Here is a 19,977-nt window from a genome sequence, read left to right as displayed (position 1 = left end):
GTGTGCGGGGCCTCGTCCGTTCCCCCGGGGCGGATCTCAGGACAGCGCGTCGTTCAGCGCCTTGGTCCAGAGCGCCAGGCCCTCGTCGACCTGCTCGGCGGTCACGACGAGCGCCGGGATCATCCGGACGACGTTGCCGTACACGCCGCAGGTCAGCAGGAGCAGGCCCTGCGCGGCGGCCGCGGCGTGCACCTTCGCGGCGGTGGCGCCGTCGGGCTTGCCGTCGGCGTCGACGAACTCGATGCCGACCATCAGGCCCCGGCCGCGGACGTCGCCGATGGCGGCGATGCCCTGCGCGGCGTCCCGGACGCCGGCGAGGAGCTTCTCGCCCTGCACGCGGGCGTTCTCGACCAGGCCCTCGCCCTGCACGACCTCGAGCGTGGCGAGCGCGGCGGCGCAGGCGACGGCGTTGCCGCCGTAGGTGCCGCCCTGCGAGCCGGGCCACGCCTTCTCCATGAGGGCCTTCGGCGCGGCGATGGCCGAGAGCGGGAACCCGGACGCGAGCCCCTTGGCGGTGACGATGATGTCCGGGGTGAGGCCCTCGGCGTGCTGGTGGCCCCAGAACTTCCCGGTACGGCCGTAGCCGGTCTGGACCTCGTCGGCGATCAGCAGGATGCCGTGCCGGTCGGCGCGCTCGCGCAGCCCGTGCAGGAACGCGGGCGGGGTCGGGACGTAGCCGCCCTCGCCGAGCACCGGCTCGACGATGAACGCGGCGACGTCGGACGCCGGCGCGGTGCTCGCCAGCTGCCGGTCGAGCTCGGACAGGGCGAACGCGACGGCCTGCTCCTCGGACCAGCCGTAGCGGTAGGCGTAGGGGAAGGGCGCGAACGCGACCCCGCCCATCATCGGGGCGATCCCGGCCCGGATCTTCGCCCCGGAGGTGGTGAGCGCCGCGGCACCCATGGTGCGGCCGTGGAAGCCGCCGTCGAACGCGACGATCAGCTGCCGACCGGTGGCCTGGCGGGCCAGCCGCACCGACGCCTCGACGGCCTCGGAGCCGGAGTTGGTGAAGAACACCGAGTCGATGCCCTCGGGCAGCACGTCGCCCATCCGCTCGACCAGCGTCAGCAGCGGCTGGTGCATGACGGTCGTGTACTGGCCGTGGATCAGCGTGGCCACCTGCTCCTGCGCCGCCGCGACGACCGTCGGGTGGCAGTGCCCGGTGGAGGTGACGCCGATGCCGGCGGTGAAGTCGAGGTGGCGGCGCCCGTCGGTGTCGTACAGGTAGACGCCCTCACCGCGGGCGGCCTGGACCGGGGTGGCCTGCTTGAGCAGCGGGGACAGCTGTGCCATGGGTTCGCAGCTCCTGATGCGTCGAGGGTGGTGCGTCTCGGGTTGTCGAGTTGTCGACAATCCTAGGGAAACACGGGCGGGTGGGTCCGGGCAAGGGTCGGTCGGGCCCGCCTTTGCTCTGCTCACCGATACGCAGCACGCGCCCGGACCGCCCCGGCGCCGAGGCCCCGGACGGGCCCGCGCGGCCGGCCGGACAGCCGTCGGCGGCGTCGAGATGCAGCTCAGCGGGAGTTGTCGATCTCCACCGCCCGGTGGGCTGCATCTCGGCGCAGGCGCGACGCGGGTGGCCGGCGCGCCGTGGAGCCTCCCGGCGCCGGCGCGGGGCCGGTGTGGGGCCGGCGCTGCGTATCGGTGAGCAGAGCAAAGGGACGAGCGAAGGACCCCCTCGTGCCGGACGTCGCGACGAGGAAGGCGCTGGTCAGGTCAGCAGGGCGGCGATCACCAGCAGCACCGGGACGGCGACGACGGTCGAGGCCAGCGCCACGTCGCGGGCCAGCGGGACGGCGCGGTCGTAGCGCACGGCGTAGCCGAACACGTTCTGCGCGGTGGGCAGGGCGGCCAGCACCACCGCGGCGAGCAGCGCCGGGCCGGTCAGGCCGAGCACCCCCGCGGCGAAGGCCCAGGCGATCAGCGGGTGCAGCACGTTCTTGATCAGCACGGCGGTCCACACCGAGCCCGCGGTCTCCCCCGTCCCGGGGCGGCGGGCGCCGTGCAGGGAGATGCCGAACGCGAGCAGCATGGCGGGCACCGCGAGGTCGGCGAGCAGCTCGACCGGGGCGGTCACCGGCTGCGGCAGCACGACGCCCGTCGCGGAGACGGTCAGCCCGGCGGCGGTGGCGATCGCGATCGGGTTGCGCAGCGGGGCGAGTGCGACCCGGACCCACCCGGGGCGCTCGCCGCGGCCGTCGCCGGGGAGGACGTCCATCAGGGTCGTGAACAGCGGGGTCAGGATCGCGAGCTGGAACAGCAGCACCGGGGCGACGGCGGCGGAGTCGCCGAGCACGTAGGCCGCGATCGGGATGCCGAGGTTGCCCGCGTTGACGTAGCCGGACGCCATCGACCCGACGACGACCTCGCCGGCCGGGCGGCGGCGCAGCAGCGCGACCGGCACGAACAGCAGGCAGGCCAGGGTGCTGGTGAGCGCGGTGACGACCAGCCCCGAGGACAGGACGGCGCCGACGTCCGAACGGCTGAGCGTCGTGAACAGCAGCGCGGGCGTCGCGACGAAGAAGGCGGTGCGTGCGAGGACCTTCGAGCCCTGGTCACCGAGCAGGCCTCCGCGGCCGAGGACGTACCCGACGACCACGACGACGCCGATGACCAGGAAACCTTCGAGGACGCCCACCACGTGCCGTCATGTTACGTATGCGAACTAGTCCCCGGGGTGTCCGGCGGTGCGGTTCACAGGCGCTCAGGCCGCCCCGGGCATCGCGGCGAGGATGCGGGTGACGGCGTCGTCCATGTGGGCGGCCAGCCGGTCGAGCAGCAGCTCGGTGCGGCCGTCGCGCAGGGCGTCGCGCAGCCGTTCGTGCTCGGCGAGCAGCGCCCGGGCGGGCGGGGCGGTCTGCTGGAACGCGGCGAGACACATCCGGGTCTCGACGAGCAGACCCTCGGTCATCCGGCGCAGCCGTGGGCTCCCCGACGCGGCGACGAGCGCGGCGTGGAAGTCGTGGTCGGCGTCGGCGAGGGCCACGGCGTCGCCCGCATCGGCCGCGGCGGCCATCACCCCGAGCGGGATCTCCAGCGCGACGACGGCGGCCGCCCGGTCACCCTCCAGCACCTTGAGCGCCGCGGCCCGCTCGACGGCGGTGCGGGCCAGGTAGACGTCACGGACGTCGTCGGGCCCGAGCTCGCGCACGAACAGGCCGCGGTGGCGTTCGCTGCGCAGCAGCCCCTCGGCGACGAGGCGCTGCATCGCCTCGCGCAGCGGGCCGCGGCTCACCCCCAGCCGGTTCGCGAGGTCCACCTCGCCGAGCTGGGTGCCCGGCGCGAACGTGCCTCGCATGATCGCCGCACGGATCCGGTCGGCGACGATCTCCGCGGTGGAGCGCCGGCTCACCGGCTCGAGCTCCGAGACGTCCAGGCCCACGACTCACCCTCTCCGGAACAGTGTCCCCAGGCCGGGACGGTCGACGTCGGCCCCGGCCAGACGCAGGCCCTGCCAGATGCTCACCTGGTTCGCGGTCAGCACCGGCCTGCCCACGCGTGCGTCCAGCGCGTCGAGCACGTCCACGGTGTGCAGCGCGGTGTCGGGCAGCAGCACCGCGTCGGCGCCAGGGGCGTCCGAGGCCACCGCGGCGGCGAACTCCAGCACGGTCTCCGGCGGCAACGTCCCGACCTCGGCGGCGGTGATGATGTCGCGGGCGGACAGCGCGTGCACGGAGATGTCGTGGTGGGTCAGGAAGTGCACGAAGGCGCCGGCGACGTCCGGCGGGTAGGTCGCCCCGACCGCCACCGAGCGGATCCCGAGCCGCCGGCAGGCGTCGACGAAGGCGAACGACGTGCTCGACGTCGGCACCCCCGACACCCTTTCCAGCGCCGCGACCTGCCGGGCGGCGCCCTCGGGGCCGAAGATGAACGACCCCGAGGTGCAGGCCCAGACGACCGCGTCCAGCGGGCCCGCCTCCGCGGCGACCCGGCGCGCGCCGTCGGCGAGGACCTCGTCGCCGCCGATGGCGAGCAGCGCGTCCTCGCGGTGGGCGTCCTCGGGCATCTCGGTGTGGACGAGGGCGAGCCGGCTGCCGTCGGTCAGCAGCTTCTCGGCGCGCGGGTAGTCGTCCTCGGCGGAGAAGCCCGGGTAGAGGAATCCGACCGTGCTCATGTTGTCGACAATCCTACAGAGGCCGGGGTCACCGCAAGGGTCACGACGCCCGCGAGTAGACGAGCCGCTCCCCCACGCTGCCCGCGCGCCACACGTCGTGACAGGCGGTCGCCATCGCGTCGAGCCCGTCGACGATGGTGGCGAACACGTTGCCCGGCACCCAGCCGACGTCGCCGTTGAGCAGCAGGTTGTTGCGCCCGTAGAAGATCGCGAGGTCGATCCCGCCCTCGGCGGCGTCGATGCCCTGGTCGTCCTTGAACGCGCTGTCGAGCATCCCGCCGTGGAAGTCGAAGTAGCAGACGTCGCCCGGGATGGGCGTGACCGTCGGGTTCTCCTGCCCGATCCGCGGGCCGAACCGCGGGACGATCGTGTAGACCTCGTTGCGGGCGTACTTGGCGTGCTGCGCGTCGCCACCCTGCGGGCCGCCGGCCAGCGCCTCCCAGACCGCCGCGGCGGTGCGCGGCGCCTCGGCCTCCAGCAGCCTCGCGGTGCACGCGACACCACGCTTCGCGAGCTCGATCCTGATCAGCTTCGTCATCCGATCCCCCTGTCCGATACGCGGATTGTTGACAATCGTAGGTGCGCTTCCTAGCGTGTCAACGCCGCCCGACCTCCCTACCGACAGGATCTCCCGTTGCCGGTTTCCGCTGGTCAGGACCCCATCACCGTCGCCGTGCTGCACGGCGGGGAGACCCCGCCCGGCCTCGAGCGGCACGCCGGTGACGCACGTCTCCGCTTCGCCGCCGACGCCGGCGAGCTCGCCGCCGTACTGCCCGGCAGCGACGTGCTGCTCACCTGGGACTTCACCTCCGACGCCGTCAAGGACGTCTGGGACGCCACCGACACCTCCGCGCTGCGCTGGGTGCACACCGCCAGCGCCGGCGTCGACCGGGTCGCCTTCCCCGCCCTGCTCGCCTCGGGTGCGACGCTGACGAACTCGCGCGGGGTGTTCGACCGCCCGATCGCCGAGTTCGTGCTCGGCGCGGTGATCGCGTTCGCCAAGGACACCGCCCGCTCGCTCGCGTTGCAGCGGGAGCGGACCTGGCGCCACCGCGAGACCGAGACCGTCGCCGGGAAGGTCGCGACGGTCGTCGGGAGCGGGCCGATCGGGCGCGCCGTCGCCGACCTGCTGGGCGCGGTCGGGATGCGAGTGCGGCTGGTCGGCCGACGCGCCGCCGACGGCGTGCACGCCTTCGACGAGCTGCCCGGCCTGCTGCCCGACACCGACCACCTGGTGCTCGCCGCCCCGCTGACCGACGCGACCCGCGGGATGCTGCACGCCGGGACGATCGCCCTGCTGCCCGAGCGGGCGCGGGTCGTCAACGTCGGCCGGGGTGCGCTCGTCGTGCAGGACGACCTGACCGACGCGCTCGCGACCGGGCGGCTCGCCGGCGCCGCGCTGGACGTGTTCGAGGTCGAGCCGCTGCCCGCGACCTCGCCGCTGTGGGCGATGGAGCACGTGCTCCTCTCCCCGCACATGTCCGGTGACGTCGTCGGCTGGAAGGACATGCTCGTCGAGCTGTTCGCCGACAACCTCGCGCGCTTCCGGGACGGCCGGGAGCTGCGCAACGTGGTGGACCCCGAACGCGGGTACGTGAGCTCATCCGCAGGAAAGGTGTGACTGCTGTGACGACTGCAGACCTCAGCGCGACCGAGCTGCTGGCGGGCTACCGCAGCGGCGAGATCTCGCCGGTGCAGGCCACCCGGGACGCGCTGGACCGGATCGAAGCCCACGACGGCGCGGTGAACGCGTTCTGCCTGGTCGACGCCGACTCGGCGCTGTCGCAGGCGAAGGACTCCGAGGCGCGCTGGCAGGCCGGGGAGCCGGTCGGGCCGCTCGACGGCGTCCCCACCTCCATCAAGGACATGCTCCTGACGATCGGGTGGCCCACTCGCCGCGGCTCGACGACGACCTCACCGGACGGGCCGTTCGAGGTCGACGGCCCGCCGGTGGCCAGGGTCCGCGCCGCGGGTGCGGTGCTGATCGGGAAGAACACCACGCCCGAGCTGGCGTGGAAGGGCGTGACCGACTCGCCGCTGACCGGCGTCACCACCAACCCGTGGGACCCGACGAGGACGGCCGGCGGCTCGTCCGGTGGCTCGGCGTCGGCGGTCGGGCTGGGGATGGGCCCGCTGTCGCTGGGCACCGACGCGGGCGGATCGGTCCGCATCCCGGCCGCGTTCACGGGCACCGTCGCGCACAAGCCCACCTACGGCCGCATCGCGCACTACCCGGGCTCGGCGTTCGGGACGCTGGCCCACGTCGGCCCGATGACCCGCACCGTCGACGACGCCGCGCTGCTCCACGACGTCGTCGCCCAGCCCGACACCCGCGACCCGTGGGTGTTCGACGTGCCCCGCGAGTCCGCCGTCGAGCGGCTCGCCGCGGGCGCGCAGGGCCTGCGGGTCGCGTTCTCCCCCACCCTCGGGTTCGTCGACGTCGACCCGGAGGTGGCGGCGCTGGTCGCCGAGGCGGTCGCGGTGTTCGCCCGCGAGCTCGGCGCGACCGTCGAGAACGCCGACCCCGGTTTCGCCGATCCGATCGAGCCGTTCCACACGCTCTGGTTCGCCGCGGCCGCGAAGTCCCTGGAGCCGATCGGCGCCGAGGCCCGGAAGGCCATGGACCCGGCACTGGTGGAGATCGCCGAGCAGGGCGCCGGGGTCTCGGCGCTGGACTACCTGGGCGCGATGGCCGTGCGCAACGAGCTGGGGACGCTGATGGGCGCCTTCCACTCCGAGTACGACCTGCTGCTCACCCCGACGCTGCCGATCACCGCGTTCGAGGGCGGCCGGGAGGTGCCCGAGGGCTGGCACGACCCGCGCTGGACGTCGTGGACGCCGTTCACCTACCCGTTCAACATGACCCAGCAGCCCGCGACCTCGGTGCCGTGCGGCTTCACCTCCGCCGGGCTGCCGGTGGGGCTGCAGGTCGTCGGGCCGCGGCACGCCGACGCCACGGTGCTGGCCGCCGCGCACGCCTACCAGCGCGCGACCACGCACCACCTGCGCCGCCCGCCGCTGCTGGGCTGACCCTCCTCCGCGTACGACGACGGCGCCGCACCCGGCTCGGGTGCGGCGCCGTCGTCGTACGGAGGAGGGGCCGGGTCAGGTCGCGTCGGGGTCCACCGGGGGACGCTCGTCCGCGGCCAGCGGCGGCTGCGGCGCACGGACCGGGGGCGGGGTGCTCGCCGCGGCCCCGCCCAGCGCGGCGGCGCCGGCCGCGGCCGCGCTGCCGGCCGGGCCCGGGGCGAACCCGTTGGGCTTGACCGGCGGGGTGGAGAAGTCGTCGGAGAACAGGCTCCGGGTGATCGCGGTCCGCGGGTTGAGCGAGCGCAGGCTGCGCAGGTCGTTGAGCGGCTGCTGGATCTGGTCGAACTCCGGGCCCAGCTCCTTCTTCAGGTGGTTCTGGGCGCCGCTCGCGAACTCCTTGACCTGGCGGACCGCGCGACCGACCCAGGCCGCGGCCTCGGGCAGCCGTTCCGGGCCCAGGATGAAGAGCCCCGCCACGACCAGGACGAGGATCTCCGGCATGCCGATGTTCTCGAACACAGCGCCAGCGTACGGGTCTCAGCGCTGCCCGAGTGTGACGGTCACGGTGAGCGGTCGTCCCTGACGGACGAGACCGACCGGGACCTGCTCGCCGGGGGCGTGTTCGCGGACGGCGACGACGAGCTCGTCGGCACTGGCGATGGGGCGCCCGGCGACGTCGACGACGACGTCGCCGTCGGCGATCCCGGCCGCGGCCGCCGGTCCCCCGGCGACGACGTTCTGCACCTGGGCGCCGTCGGTGGCGCCGTCGGTGACCGAGCGGGCGTTGACACCGAGGTCGGCGTGCGCCACGCGGCCGGTGCGGATGAGCTCCTCGGCGATGGCGCGGGCGTCGTCGATCGGGATGGCGAAGCCCAGGCCGATCGAGCCGCCCTGCGCCCCGGACTCGGCGCTGCCCGCGCTGCGGATCGCGGTGTTGATGCCGACGACGGCGCCGGTCGCGTCCACCAGCGGGCCGCCGGAGTTGCCGGGGTTGATCGCGGCGTCGGTCTGCACGGCGTCGATCACCGCGTCGCCCGCGCTGCCCTCGGGGTCGAGCCGCACCGGGCGGTCGACGGCCGACACGATCCCCGTCGTCACCGTGCCCGCCAGGCCGAACGGCGACCCGATCGCGATCACCGCGTCGCCGACGGCGAGCTCGCCGGAGCGGCCGATCGCGGCGACCGTCGGGTTCGCGACGGGCACCTTGACCACCGCGAGGTCGGTCATCGGGTCCGCGCCGACCACGGTGGCCGGGACGCGGGAGCCGTCGGAGAACAGGGCCTCGATGGTGCCCTGGCCGGGTCCGGTCGCCGGCGCGACGACGTGGTCGTTGGTGAGCACGTAGCCCGCGGCGTCGATCACGACGCCGGAGCCGTTGCCCGCCTGGTTGCCGACGGTCACCTCCAGTGAGACGACCGCGGGCAGCACCCGCGAGGCGACCTCCGACACCGAGCCGGGCGGCCGTTCCCGGGCGGGCTCGGTCGCGCTCAGCACCGCTCCGGGGCTGGTCAGGGCGCCCGCCGCGGCGGCGGTCCAGTGCCCGACCAGGCCGCCCGCCGCACCGACGACGAGGGCGAGCACACCGAGCAGCGCCAACGCGCGCGGCTGCACCCGCTTGCCGAACAGGACCTCGCGGACGCTGAGCCGGGGGCCGTCGGGCCGGGGCCCCTCACCGGGGTCGTCGCCGTCGCCGGGGGGTGGGGCGGCGACGACCGGCGTGCCCGGGTCGCGCCACGGGTCGCCGGTCGAGCCGCCGGGCCAGAACGGGTCCTGCTCGGCGCTCTGCTCACCCCCGCGCAGCGCGTCGCCCGAGGCACCGGGCGGACGCTGCAGACCACCGGCGGGGTCGCCGTCCGGGGCACGGTCCGGGCGGCCGAATGCGCGGGCGACCGCGGCGGTCGGCGGGGGCACCGTCGGCAGCGACCCGTTCGACCCGAGGTGCGACGACGGCGGCGCGAACGAGCTGCCGACGCCGTCCGGGCGGCCGAACGCGGCCTGTTCGCCGGGGTCGGTCGCGGGGCGGTCCAGCGGGCGGGGGCGCAGCCGCGGCGGGGCGGAGCCGGGGGCCTCCGGGTCGGCCGCGCCGTCCGGGCGGGCGCCGCGGTCATCGCTCACCGGGTCACCCCGGAGCCCGGGGAGACTGCTCCCGACGATCGATCAGCCGGCACGGCGTCCACCCAGTACACCCGCACAGCCTGCCCGGCGGGCGGTGAAGTCGGTGTATCGGTGACGCGTCAGGGCGTCGGGGAGATGTCGGCGTCACCGGTCGGCGTGGCCGAGGTCGTCGGCGACAGCGGCGCCCCGGTCGAGCCCACCGTGGTGGCGGCCGGGAGGGCCGTCCGCCGCGACGAGGCGGGCACCGGGGTGGCCGCGAACCGGGCGACGGCCGCGGCACCCGGGCCGGGCACGGTCGGCCCGGTCGGGGTGCCGGTCGTGGCGGCGGGCAGACCGAACGCGAGCGCGCCGAGCGCCAGCCCGGACACGGCGGCGCCGGTGCCCAGACGCACCCGTCGCGACCGGCTGGCGCGACGGCCGTGGTCGCCCTCGACCGGCGCCGGGCGCAGCACCGACACGAGCTGGCCGTCCGGGGTGAGCGACAGGCCCGCCGGCGGCGGGGGCAGCTCGGTGTCCTGCGGGATCGCGCGCAGCGTCGACATCAGCGACGGCGGCAGCGTGGGGGCGTCGGCACCGCGCAGTGCGGTGCGGGCCCGCCGCTGCTCGGCGACCTCCACCGCGCAGTCGGGGCAACGCTCGAGGTGGCGGGTGGCGCGGTCGTGCGGACCGGCGGCCAGCTCGTCGTCCACAAAGGCGACGACCGCCTCGAGCGTCAGGTGGGTCGTCCCCCAGTCCGGGGGGACGACCTGGAAACGCCGTCGCTCGGTCACGGAACCAACTCTGCCACCGGACCGCGGTCGGATGCCACCGCCTGCTCCTCCGCCGCGGCCGCCCGGTGCCGCTCCAGCGACGCCCGCAGCGCGGTCCGGCCCCGGTGGATGCGGCTGCGGACGGTGCCGAGCTTCACCCCGAGGGTGGCGCCGATCTCCTCGTAGGACAGGCCCTCGACGTCGCACAGGACGACGGCGACCCGGAAGTCCGGGGGCAGCTCGTCCAGCGCGGCCTGCAGGTGCGGGTCGAGGTGGTTGATTGCGAACACGGTCTCGGGCTCGGGACCACCGCCCGGGAGACGGTCGGTGTCCTCGGGCAGGCCCTCCATCCGCAGCCGGGCGCGGCGGCGGACCATGTCGAGGAACAGGTTCGTGGTGATGCGGTGCAGCCAGCCCTCGAAGGTGCCCGGCTTGTAGGACGCCAGGGACCGGAACACCCGGATGAAGGTCTCCTGGGTGAGGTCCTCGGCGTCGTGCTGGTTGCCGGACAGGCGGTAGGCGAGGCGGTAGACGCGGTCGGCGTGCTCCCGGACGACCTCGTCCCAGGTGGGCGGCGTCCAGTCGGCACCCTCACCGGGGCGGGTACCGGCGGCGGCGTCCCGGAACGGGGCGTCGTCGGTTGCGCGAGGGGCGGACATCGGGGCGGGCACCTCCGTGGGTCGCGACCGTGTCGTGGTGTCGATCGGCCGCGAGACTTCGTTCGTTGCAGCACAGACTGCCCGCCACCCATGAGGAGGATGTGAAACCCGTCTGAGAGAAGTCTGTGAAATCGTCCCGCGGGGCTCCGGCGATAATCTTGTTCCATGAGCACACCCGCGGGGGCGGCCGCGTACGCCGAGGGCTACCTCGCCGAGGACGACGCGTGCGGCGAGGCCCGCGCACTGGGCACGGCGGCGGGCGCGCACCCCATCTCCGCGGCGGGCGGGGCGGCGCTGTCGGTGCTGGCCGCGACGATCTCCGCGCGGGCCGTCGTCGAGATCGGGACCGGGGCCGGGGTGAGCGGGCTTTACCTGCTGCGCGGCATGGCCGGCGACGGGACGCTGACCACCATCGACGTCGACCCGGAGCTGCAGCGCTCGGCCCGGCGCACCTTCCTCGCCGCCGGGTACGGGCCCGGGCGCGCGCGGCTGATCAACGGGATGGCGCTGGAGGTGCTGCCGCGGCTGACCGACGGCGGCTACGACCTCGTCGTCGCCGACGCCGTCCCCGCCGAGTACCCCGGCTACCTGGCCGAGGCGATCCGGCTGCTGCGCCCCGGCGGGGTGCTGGTGCTGGAGGGTGTGCTCGACGGCGGCCGGGTCGCCGAGCCCGGTGCCGCGCACGGCCCGGGCACGGCCGCGCTGCGCGAGACCGCCGCCCTGGTCCGCGACGACGAGCGCCTGCTGTCGGCGCTGCTGCCGGTCGCGGACGGGATGCTCTGCGCCGTCCGCAGGTGACCTCGGCACCCCGGGTGAGCGCTACTGCGCGGTGACGCCCTTGCCCAGGACGACGACGCCGCCGTTGGAGACGGTGTAGCGGCTGCGGTCCAGGTTCAGGTCGACGCCGATCAGTGCGCCGTCGGGGACGACGACGTTCTTGTCGAGGATCGCCCGCCGCACCACCGCGCCCCGGCCGATCCGGGCACCCGGCAGCACGACCGAGTCCGAAACCTCCGCGCCGCCCGACACCGACACGTTCGGGCTGATCACCGACCGGCGCACGATCGCCCCGGAGATGATCGTGCCCGCGCCGACGATCGAGTCCTGCGCGATGCCGCCCTCGACGAACTTCGCCGGCGGCAGCGCGGGCACCGCGGTGCGGATCGGCCAGCGCTGGTTGTAGAGGTTGAAGATCGGGTGCACCGAGACGAGGTCGGTGTGCGCGTCGTAGTAGGCGTCGATGGTCCCGACGTCGCGCCAGTAGCCGGCGTCGCGCTCGGTGGCGCCGGGGACGACGTTGTCGGCGAAGTCGTAGACGTGCGCGTCACCCTTGGCGACCAGCGCCGGGATGATGTCCCCGCCCATGTCGTGGTCGGAGTCGGCGTTCGCCGCGTCGGCCTTCAGCGCGTCGAGCAGGGCCTCGGTGGTGAACACGTAGTTGCCCATCGAGGCGAAGGTCACCTCGGGGTCGTCCGGCACGTGCGGCGGGTCGGACGGCTTCTCGAGGAACTCGGTGATGCGGCCGGTCTCGTCGGAGGCGATGCAGCCGAACGCCTTCGCCTCGGCCCGCGGCACCCGGATCCCCGCGACGGTGACGCCCGCGCCGGACTCGGCGTGCTGGGCGATCATCTGCGCCGGGTCCATCCGGTAGACGTGGTCGGCGCCGAACACGGCGATGTACTCGGGCTGGTCGTCGTAGACCAGGTTGAGGCTCTGGAAGATCGCGTCCGCCGAGCCGGTGTACCAGCGCCTGCCGAGCCGCTGCTGGGCCGGGACGGTGGTGATGTACTGGTCGAGCACCGACGACAGCCGCCACGTCGTCGAGATGTGCCGGTCCAGCGAGTGCGACTTGTACTGGGTCAGCACGCACAGCCGGTCCATCCCGCAGTTCACGAGGTTGGACAGCACGAAGTCGATGAGCCGGTAGTTGCCACCGAACGGGACGGCGGGCTTGGCACGGTCCGCGGTGAGCGGCCAGAGCCGCTTCCCCTCGCCACCGGCCAGCACGATGCCGAGAACCCTTCCGGGAAGACGTCCGGACGCGGTCGGTCGCATGGCGTGAACACTAGTGGGCGCCCGGTGGCGGGGCCATACGTCCGGCCCCGCCGGGCAGGGTCGGACCGGATCGGACGCAGCGACCGCCCGGCGGACTCCTCGCGCCGCGTCCGCCCGCCCCGGTAGCGTCCCGGCCCGTGCGCGTCGGCCTTCTCACCCGTGAATACCCGCCCGCCGTCTACGGCGGCGCCGGAGTCCACGTGGGACATCTCGTCCCCGCCCTACGGGAGCTCGTCGACGTCGACGTGCACTGCTTCGCCGAACCGGGCAGCGACACACCGGCCGACGCCCGCGCGCACTCCGCGCCGCCGCTGCCGGACGGGGCGAACGCCGCGCTGACCACGCTCGGGGTGGACCTGTCGATGGCCGCCGAGCTGGAGCGCTGTGACGTGCTGCACTCCCACACCTGGTACGCCAACATGGCGGGCCACATCGGCGGCCTGCTGCACGGACGCCCGCACGTGGTGACCGCGCACTCGCTGGAGCCGCTGCGGCCGTGGAAGGCCGAGCAGCTCGGCGGCGGGTACCGGCTGTCGTCGTGGGTGGAGCGGACCGCCTACGAGGCGGCGGACGCCGTCATCGCGGTCTCCCACGGCATGCGCCGCGACGTGCTGAACGCCTACCCGGCGATCGACCCGGACCTGGTGCACGTGGTGCACAACGGCATCGACACGCAGTTCTACGCGCCCGACCCGGCGCGCGACGCGCTGCTCGCCCACGGCGTCGACCCGGACCGGCCGCTCGTGGTGTTCGTCGGCCGGATCACCCGGCAGAAGGGCCTCGGGCACCTGGTCGCGGCGGCGCACCGGTTCGACCCGTCGGCGCAGGTCGTGCTGTGTGCGGGCGCCCCGGACACGAAGGAGATCGCGGCCGAGACCGAGCGGGCGGTGGCGGAGCTGTCCGCCTCGCGCGACGGCGTCGTGTGGATCCAGCGGATGCTCGCCACCGCCGAGGTCCGCCAGCTGCTGTCGGCGGCGACGGTGTTCGTGTGCCCGTCGGTCTACGAGCCGCTGGGCATCGTGAACCTGGAGGCGATGGCCTGCGGCACGGCCGTGGTCGCCTCCGACGTCGGCGGGATCCCGGAGGTCGTCGACGACGGCGTGACCGGCCTGCTCGCGCACTACGACCCGGCCGACACCGCCGCGTTCGAGGCGGCGCTGGCGGAGGGGGTCAACGCACTGGTCGCGGACCCGCGGCGGGCCGCGACGATGGGCGAGCGGGGCCGGGAGCGCGCGGTCGCCGAGTTCGCCTGGGCCGAGATGGCCCGGCGGACGCTGGAGATCTACGAGTCGGTGACCTGAGGCCCGTCGCCGGGCCCCCCGGGTACGACGACGGCGGGACCGGTCCCCCGGCCCCGCCGTGTCGTGTCCGTTCGGTCGGCCGTCAGCCGACGGTCGACTTCAGCGCCTCACTGAGGTCGGTGGCCTCGTCCGGGGTCATCTCGACGACGAGACGCCCGCCACCCTCGAGCGGGACGCGCATCACGATGCCCCGGCCCTCCTTGGTGACTTCCATGGGCCCGTCGCCGGTGCGGGGCTTCATCGCGGCCATTCGTCCGTCCTCCGTCAACATCCACAACTGTCGTTCCCCGGTGCGCGCTCGGGGCACGCGCCGACCGTGGGACCACATTGTCCCCCATCACCGGCGTCGAGGTGCAACCGAGGCGATCACGGCTCGGCAGCGATACCCGCGGCGTTCACGCAGCGCAACGGCCCGGCGACGCTACGGCGACCCCGGTCCGGTCCCCCGCGGGTCCTCCGGGGCGGCCCCGGCACGCCAGCAGTACGCGACGTGGTCGTCGACCAGACCGGTCGCCTGCATGAGCGCATAGCAGGTGGTGGGACCGACGAACCGGAAGCCGCGCTTCTTGAGCGCCATGGACAGCGCCGTCGACGCGGGCGTGGAGCCGGGGACGTCGGACAGCCGTGCCGGGCGCGGGTGGTCGGCCGGGTCGGGCGCGTAGGAGGCGAGGAACGCACCGAGGTCGTCACCGGCGTCGAGGAGGTCGAGCACGGCGCGGGCGTTGGAGATCGTGGCCTCGATCTTCATCCGGTTGCGCACGATCCGGGCGTCGCCGAGGAGGCGGGTCACGTCGTCGTCGCCGAAGCGGGCGACCGTGTCCGGGTCGAAGCCGGCGAAGACCTCGCGGAACGCCGGACGCTTGCGCAGCACGACGATCCAGGACAGGCCGGACTGGAACCCCTCCAGGCTCATGCGCTCGAACCAGGCCGCGGTGCCGTGGACGGGGCGGCCCCACTCGTCGTCGTGGTAGGCGACGTAGTCCGGTGCCGAGAGCGCCCAGTCGCAGCGGGGGCGGTCGTCGTGGGCCGCGGGGGCGGGCGATGTCACCGGCCGGCCCGGTAGCGGTCCTCGGTCCGCTCCGCCATCCCGCGCAGCGAGTGCGCGACCCCGGCCCGGAACGCGGGGCGCACCAGCGGCCAGCCGAACCGACCGAGCGCACCGAGCGGCAGGTCGAGCAGCTCGGTCCACAGGAACCGCGACCGCGCCGGGCCCAGCCCGACGACGGCGAACACGCCGTCGCCGCGGATCACGGTGCCGGTGTGGGTGACGACGATCCGCCGCTCCCCCGTCGCACCGGCTGGCGGTTCGGTCCACTCGGTGACCCGCATCGTGTCCGCGACGCCGAGCGGCCCGACCCCGGTGACCGCGCGCAGCTCGGTGCCGACCGAGCGGCCGTCGCCCGCGGTGATCTCGACGGTCGTGCCGAGCATCCAGTCCGACTGGCCCTCGAGGTCGGAGACGACCTCCCACAGGACGTCGGCGGGCACGTTGACGTCGACCGGGACCGTCAGCTCCACCCGGCCGCCACCGACCGGCCGCACGCCCGGGGTGCGGTCGCCGACCCCGCCGTCGCGGCCGTCGCCGCTCCTGCCTGCGGTACCGCCGTCACCACTGCAGTCGTTGCTCGTCACCCGGGTCCTCCTCGGCGCGCATCCGCGCGATCGTCGCCTCCAACCGGGCCACCCGGTCGGCCAGCTCGTGCCGGTCGGTCCGGACCCGGTCCAGCTCGCCGGCCAGCCGGTCGAGTGCCCAGTCCACCTCAGCCATCCGGTATCCGCGCAGCACCTGCTGGAAACGCAGGTCACGGACGTCGGTTCCGGAGACATCGCGGGCGGGCAGCCGGGTGGGTGTCGCGTCCGGGGCGAGCGGGGCGAGTTCCTCCCCGCGGCCGAAGACCGCGGCCGCCAACACGAAGACCAGCGCGGCGACGCCGGCCAGGACGAGCACGTACGCGAGGGCGGTCCCCATGCCGCCATCTCATCACGCCGGTCCGACGGCGGGTCTCACCCCACGCGGGCGGCGGGTGCGACCACCGGCTCGGCGGACCCTCCGTCGCGCACCCGGCCTGGTGGGGGCCGGTCCACCTGGCGCAGCGGACGGGTCTCGGTGCGCCATCCCGTCTCCGCGCCGTTGCCGGTGCGGACGTGGCCGGGGAGGACGTCGTCGGGGAGGAACGCGGTGAGCCCGGCGCCGGAGTCCTCGACCCCGCAGCGGGCCAGGGCCGTGGCGAGGACCTCGCGGGAGGTGCGGCCGAGCTCGTGCAGCGGGCGGTTGCGGTGCCGGCGCACACCGAGGTCGGCCTGCGCGATGGCCGCGGTCCCGCCGACGACGGTGTCGGCGTCGGTGTCGAGCAGCAGGCCGATGTCGACGCCGTAGCCGGTCGCGAACGGGAGCCGGTCGAGCAGCTCGCGGGTGGCGGCGTACTCGCCCCCGATGGGCTGGCGGACGTGCCGCAGCCCGGGGCGGAGCGCGGCGAGCAGGGGGCGGGCGAGCAGCTCGGTGACGCGGCCGCCCTCGTGCCCGCTCGCGTCGTCGGGACCGCCGGCACCACCGGGGCCGGTGAGCGGGCGCCGGTGGTAGCCCTTGACCAGCGCGGTCCCGGGCCGGGTGAGCAGCGGCGCGAGGAGCCGTTCGACGAGCTCGGGGTGCGGGTCGACGAGGTCGGCGTCGACGAAGCAGACCAGGTCGGCCGGGCGCGGCCCGTTCCCCAGGGCGACGACGGCGCGCCACATCGCCTCGCCCTTGCCCGGCAGCACCGGGACACCGGGCACCGCCCGCTCGCGGCCGAGCACCCGTGCCCCGGCCGCGGCGGCGTACTCCGCGGTGCGGTCGGTGCTCCCGGAGTCGAGGACGACGAGGTCGTCGACCAGCGGGGACGGGCCCTCGCACAGCCGGGTCAGCCCCGCGACGAGCGGACCGACCGTCGCCTCCTCGTCCAGGGCGGGCAGGACGACGGCGATGCGACGGCCGTCCTTGCGGGCGGCGAGCCGGGCGGAGAGGGTCACGGGCTCAGGTGAGCGGACGGGCGCACTCGTCGAGCGCCGCGCCGGCCAGCCCGGCGGGGTCGGCCGGAGCGGAGTCGTCGCCGCGGACCTGGCGCAGCCGCTCGATCGGGGCCCGCGAGGCGAACCCGCGGTCGGCGAGGCCGGCGACCCAGTCGACGAGGCCGTCCCAGTGGCCGTCGGGGTCGAGCAGCACGACCGGCTTGCCGTGCAGGCCGAGCGACCCGGCCGTCCAGACCTCGAACAGCTCCTCGCAGGTCCCGATGCCGCCGGGCAGCGCGAGGAACGCGTCGGCGCGGTCCTCCATCTGCTGCTTGCGCTCGCGCATGCTCTCGACGACGAGCAGCTCGTCGCTGTCGTGGTCGGCCCACTCGCGCTCGACCATGGACCGCGGGATGACCCCGACGGTGCGGCCGCCGGCGTCCCGGGCGCCGGCCGCGACCGCACCCATCATCGACTTGCGGCCCCCGCCGGACACCAGCGTCCAGCCGCGGGCGGCGACCGCACGGCCGACCTCCCGGGCGAGGTCGAGGTAGTGCGGGGCGACGCCGTCGGAGCTGGCGCAGTAGACGCAGACGGCGAACCCGGGCTCCGGACCGGCCATCAGTGCGTCTCCTCCCAGGCGTGGTAGGCCTCGTTGACCACGTCGACGGCGTCGTCGATGTCGTCGGTGACGTGCAGCAGGTCGAGGTCCTTCTCGCCGATCTTGCCGTCGGCGAGGACGGTCTTGGCGATCCAGTCGTAGAGGCCGCCCCAGTAGTCGCTGCCGAGCAGGACGACCGGGAACTTGGTGACCTTCTTGGTCTGCACCAGGACGAGCGCCTCGAACAGCTCGTCGAGCGTGCCGAACCCGCCGGGCAGGCAGACGAACGCCTGCGAGTACTTCACGAACATCGTCTTGCGGGCGAAGAAGTAGCGGAAGTTGATCCCGAGGTCGACCCACGGGTTCAGGCCCTGCTCGAACGGCAGCTCGATGCCGAGCCCGACCGAGAGCCCGCCCGCCTCGGAGGCACCGCGGTTCGCGGCCTCCATCGCGCCCGGGCCGCCCCCGGTGATCACGGCGAACCCGGCTCCGGCGAGCCGCGCCCCGAGCTCGCGGCCCAGCTCGTACTCCGGGGAGCCGCCCTGCGTGCGGGCCGAGCCGAACACGGTCGCCGCGCGCGGGAGCTCGGCGAGCATCCCGAACCCCTCGACGAACTCGGCCTGGATCCGCAGCACCCGCCACGGGTCGGTGTGCACCCAGTCGGCCGGGCCACGCGAGTCGAGCAGCCGCTGGTCGGTGGTGGTCGGCTCGATGCTGCGTTCGCCGCGCAGCACCACCGGGCCACGCTGCTTCTCGGGCTGCTTCTCGTGCAGCGTCCGGGGATCGGCGTTCTCGTCGGCCATGGCGATCACGGTATTCGGGCGGCGACGACCCGGCCCCGCCGGTGGGGTCGTCGCCGCTGTCGTCGGCGCTGTCGTCGGCGCGGGCCCGGCCGGCCGGCTCCGGTCAGGCGGGGTGGCCCGCGAGGTAGCGGCGCAGCACCGCGGTGCAGGCGGTGATCGCGTCCTCGGCGACGTGCTCCTCGCGGGTGTGGGCGAGGTTCGGGTCGCCGGGCCCGTAGTTGACCGCCGGGATACCCAGCGCGGCGAAGCGGGAGACGTCGGTCCAGCCGTACTTCGCCCGCGGCACGGCCCCGGTCGCGGCGACGAACTCCGCGGCCGCCGGCGCGGACAGGCCCGGCAGCGCACCCGGCGAGAGGTCGGTGACGACGAGCGGGAACCCGTCGAACACCTCCCGGACGTGCTCGACGGCCTGCTCGGCGGACCGGTCCGGGGCGAACCGGAAGTTCACGGTGACGACGCACTCGTCGGGGACGACGTTGCCCGCGACCCCGCCGCCGATCCGCACGGCCTGCAGACCCTCGCGGTACTCGCAGCCGTCGATGTCCACCCACCGCGGCCGGTACGCCGCCAGCCGCGACAGGATCTCCCCGGCCCGGTGGATCGCGTTGTCCCCCAGCCACGACCGCGCCGAGTGCGAGCGTCGTCCCGAGGTCCGCAGCTCGACGCGGAGGGTGCCCTGGCAGCCGGCCTCGAGGGTGCCGTCGGTGGGCTCGCCGAGGATCGCGAGGTCGGCGTCGAGCCAATCCCGGTGCTCGCGCTCGATGCGGCCGAGCCCGTTGCGCTCCGCCTCGATCTCCTCGCAGTCGTAGAAGACCAGGGTGAGGTCGTGGCGCGGCTCGGCCAGCGTGGCCGCGAGGTGCGCGAAGACGGCGTCGCCGGACTTCATGTCCGAGGTGCCGCAGCCGTGCACGATCCCGTCGGCGCGGCGCGACGGCACGTTGTCCGCGATCGGCACGGTGTCGATGTGCCCGGCCAGCAGCACGCGGTGCGGACGCCCCAGATCGGTGCGCGCGAGCACCGCGTCACCGGACCGCAGCACCTCCAGGTGCGGTGCCTGGGTCCGCAGCGCGGCCTCGAGCGCGTCGGCGAGGCGCCGCTCGTCCCCGGACACACTGGCGATGTCGACCATCGCGGCGGTCAGGGTCACCGGGTCGGACGTGAGGTCCAGCGCGGGCAGCGTCATCGTCACCGGCCCGACGCTACCGACCCGCCCGGGCGCTCCTCCCCCGCGACCCGGCCGTTCCCGGGCACCCCGGACCGCCCCCGTGGCGCCGGATCGACGTCCCGGCCCGGTGCCGCGGCGCCGGGGGTGGCTCCTTGGTCGTCGCTTTGCTCTGCTCACCGATACGCAGCACGGGCCCACAGGCACTTCTCACGCCCCTCCCGTCGGCCCCGGAACCGGGCAGGGTCGGGGCCTGAACGGGCTCCGTTCGCCTCCTGGGGGCGTCCCCGGGCCTCCCCGCTGCGTATCGGTGAGCAGAGCAAAGCGACGCACGGACGGCCACCTCCCGGACGGCCGCTCGGGCCGCGGGCCCGCCGTCTCGATCATCACCGGCACCGGCGAC

Annotated in this window: 22 protein-coding genes; 4 read left to right on the top strand and 18 right to left on the bottom strand. The window is 74.8% G+C overall.

Features of this window, described 5'->3' with window-relative positions; genetic code table 11:
• Positions 1 to 36: 36 nt before the first annotated feature.
• The 5 genes from KPL57_RS37850 to KPL57_RS37830 all read right to left on the bottom strand — a co-directional run bounded on the left by KPL57_RS37850 (position 37) and on the right by KPL57_RS37830 (position 4,652).
• Positions 37 to 1,293 (bottom strand): aspartate aminotransferase family protein, encoded by a 1,257-nt coding sequence (locus KPL57_RS37850; protein ID WP_208819275.1) that lies wholly within the window; start codon positions 1,291 to 1,293, stop codon positions 37 to 39.
• Positions 1,294 to 1,711: 418 nt separating this feature from the next.
• Complete coding sequence (locus KPL57_RS37845) at positions 1,712 to 2,641, bottom strand: AEC family transporter (protein ID WP_226355317.1); 930 nt, start codon at positions 2,639 to 2,641, stop codon at positions 1,712 to 1,714.
• Positions 2,642 to 2,704: 63 nt separating this feature from the next.
• Positions 2,705 to 3,376, bottom strand: coding sequence for a GntR family transcriptional regulator (locus KPL57_RS37840; protein ID WP_255656450.1), 672 nt, complete (start codon positions 3,374 to 3,376; stop codon positions 2,705 to 2,707).
• Between the two features lie 9 nt (positions 3,377 to 3,385).
• Entirely contained in the window at positions 3,386 to 4,114 is a 729-nt protein-coding gene (locus tag KPL57_RS37835) for a maleate cis-trans isomerase (RefSeq protein WP_226355315.1), read from the bottom strand.
• 40 nt (positions 4,115 to 4,154) lie between these two features.
• Positions 4,155 to 4,652: a DUF3830 family protein gene (locus tag KPL57_RS37830; RefSeq protein ID WP_226355314.1), complete on the bottom strand. Its 498-nt coding sequence runs from the start codon at positions 4,650 to 4,652 to the stop codon at positions 4,155 to 4,157.
• Between the two features lie 96 nt (positions 4,653 to 4,748).
• On the opposite strand from KPL57_RS37830, the gene KPL57_RS37825 reads away from it, so the two are divergent.
• Both KPL57_RS37825 and KPL57_RS37820 read left to right on the top strand, forming a co-directional pair.
• Positions 4,749 to 5,735, top strand: a complete 987-nt coding sequence (locus KPL57_RS37825) for a D-2-hydroxyacid dehydrogenase (protein ID WP_226355313.1) — start codon at positions 4,749 to 4,751, stop codon at positions 5,733 to 5,735.
• A 5-nt stretch (positions 5,736 to 5,740) separates the two neighbouring features.
• A complete protein-coding gene (locus KPL57_RS37820; RefSeq protein ID WP_226355312.1) occupies positions 5,741 to 7,144 on the top strand; it encodes an amidase in 1,404 nt (467 codons plus the stop codon).
• A gap of 75 nt (positions 7,145 to 7,219) precedes the next feature.
• Here KPL57_RS37820 and tatB read toward each other — a convergent pair whose 3' ends face one another.
• From tatB to sigE, 4 genes are all read right to left on the bottom strand, one after another.
• Positions 7,220 to 7,663, bottom strand: coding sequence for a Sec-independent protein translocase protein TatB (tatB, locus tag KPL57_RS37815; RefSeq protein WP_226355311.1), 444 nt, complete (start codon positions 7,661 to 7,663; stop codon positions 7,220 to 7,222).
• Positions 7,664 to 7,681: 18 nt separating this feature from the next.
• Positions 7,682 to 9,259, bottom strand: coding sequence for a S1C family serine protease (locus tag KPL57_RS37810; RefSeq protein ID WP_226355310.1), 1,578 nt, complete (start codon positions 9,257 to 9,259; stop codon positions 7,682 to 7,684).
• A gap of 119 nt (positions 9,260 to 9,378) precedes the next feature.
• Entirely contained in the window at positions 9,379 to 10,029 is a 651-nt protein-coding gene (locus tag KPL57_RS37805; protein ID WP_226355309.1) for an anti-sigma factor, read from the bottom strand.
• The gene (gene sigE, locus KPL57_RS37800; protein ID WP_062400471.1) at positions 10,026 to 10,667 is read right to left on the bottom strand and encodes an RNA polymerase sigma factor SigE; all 642 of its coding nucleotides are present in this window, start codon (positions 10,665 to 10,667) and stop codon (positions 10,026 to 10,028) included. The genes KPL57_RS37805 and sigE overlap by 4 nt, the downstream gene beginning before the upstream one ends.
• 165 nt (positions 10,668 to 10,832) lie before the next feature.
• On the opposite strand from sigE, the gene KPL57_RS37795 reads away from it, so the two are divergent.
• Positions 10,833 to 11,465, top strand: a complete 633-nt coding sequence (locus KPL57_RS37795; RefSeq protein WP_226355308.1) for an O-methyltransferase — start codon at positions 10,833 to 10,835, stop codon at positions 11,463 to 11,465.
• Positions 11,466 to 11,486: 21 nt separating this feature from the next.
• On the opposite strand, the gene glgC is transcribed toward KPL57_RS37795, so the two are convergent.
• The gene (gene glgC, locus KPL57_RS37790; protein WP_208819300.1) at positions 11,487 to 12,722 is read right to left on the bottom strand and encodes a glucose-1-phosphate adenylyltransferase; all 1,236 of its coding nucleotides are present in this window, start codon (positions 12,720 to 12,722) and stop codon (positions 11,487 to 11,489) included.
• Positions 12,723 to 12,859: 137 nt separating this feature from the next.
• On the opposite strand from glgC, the gene glgA reads away from it, so the two are divergent.
• Positions 12,860 to 14,023 carry a glycogen synthase gene (gene glgA, locus KPL57_RS37785; protein ID WP_226355307.1) on the top strand — a complete coding sequence of 388 codons (1,164 nt, stop codon included), beginning with the start codon at positions 12,860 to 12,862 and terminating at the stop codon, positions 14,021 to 14,023.
• 82 nt (positions 14,024 to 14,105) lie between these two features.
• Here the strand turns inward: glgA and KPL57_RS37780 are convergent, their stop codons facing one another.
• From KPL57_RS37780 to dapE, 8 genes are all read right to left on the bottom strand, one after another.
• Positions 14,106 to 14,273 (bottom strand): DUF3117 domain-containing protein, encoded by a 168-nt coding sequence (locus KPL57_RS37780; protein WP_010241564.1) that lies wholly within the window; start codon positions 14,271 to 14,273, stop codon positions 14,106 to 14,108.
• Positions 14,274 to 14,444: 171 nt separating this feature from the next.
• Complete coding sequence (locus tag KPL57_RS37775; RefSeq protein WP_226355306.1) at positions 14,445 to 15,071, bottom strand: DNA-3-methyladenine glycosylase I; 627 nt, start codon at positions 15,069 to 15,071, stop codon at positions 14,445 to 14,447.
• Complete coding sequence (locus KPL57_RS37770) at positions 15,068 to 15,655, bottom strand: SRPBCC family protein (protein ID WP_308253076.1); 588 nt, start codon at positions 15,653 to 15,655, stop codon at positions 15,068 to 15,070. The genes KPL57_RS37775 and KPL57_RS37770 overlap by 4 nt, the downstream gene beginning before the upstream one ends.
• Positions 15,630 to 15,992: a DivIVA domain-containing protein gene (locus KPL57_RS37765; RefSeq protein ID WP_226355305.1), complete on the bottom strand. Its 363-nt coding sequence runs from the start codon at positions 15,990 to 15,992 to the stop codon at positions 15,630 to 15,632. The genes KPL57_RS37770 and KPL57_RS37765 overlap by 26 nt, the downstream gene beginning before the upstream one ends.
• A gap of 35 nt (positions 15,993 to 16,027) precedes the next feature.
• A complete protein-coding gene (locus KPL57_RS37760) occupies positions 16,028 to 17,029 on the bottom strand; it encodes a glucosyl-3-phosphoglycerate synthase (RefSeq protein ID WP_226355304.1) in 1,002 nt (333 codons plus the stop codon).
• A gap of 4 nt (positions 17,030 to 17,033) precedes the next feature.
• On the bottom strand, positions 17,034 to 17,630 hold the full coding sequence (locus KPL57_RS37755; RefSeq protein ID WP_226355303.1) for a TIGR00730 family Rossman fold protein: 597 nt from the start codon (positions 17,628 to 17,630) through the stop codon (positions 17,034 to 17,036).
• The gene (locus KPL57_RS37750) at positions 17,630 to 18,412 is read right to left on the bottom strand and encodes a TIGR00730 family Rossman fold protein (protein ID WP_226355302.1); all 783 of its coding nucleotides are present in this window, start codon (positions 18,410 to 18,412) and stop codon (positions 17,630 to 17,632) included. Before KPL57_RS37750 ends, KPL57_RS37755 begins: the two co-directional genes overlap by 1 nt.
• 103 nt (positions 18,413 to 18,515) lie before the next feature.
• The gene (gene dapE, locus KPL57_RS37745) at positions 18,516 to 19,589 is read right to left on the bottom strand and encodes a succinyl-diaminopimelate desuccinylase (RefSeq protein WP_226356649.1); all 1,074 of its coding nucleotides are present in this window, start codon (positions 19,587 to 19,589) and stop codon (positions 18,516 to 18,518) included.
• Positions 19,590 to 19,977: the final 388 nt, after the last annotated feature.

The organism is Pseudonocardia sp. ICBG601 (genome assembly GCF_020496245.1).
Note: the sequence above shows the minus strand (reverse complement) of the source record. Positions and strands in the feature narration are given on the sequence as shown.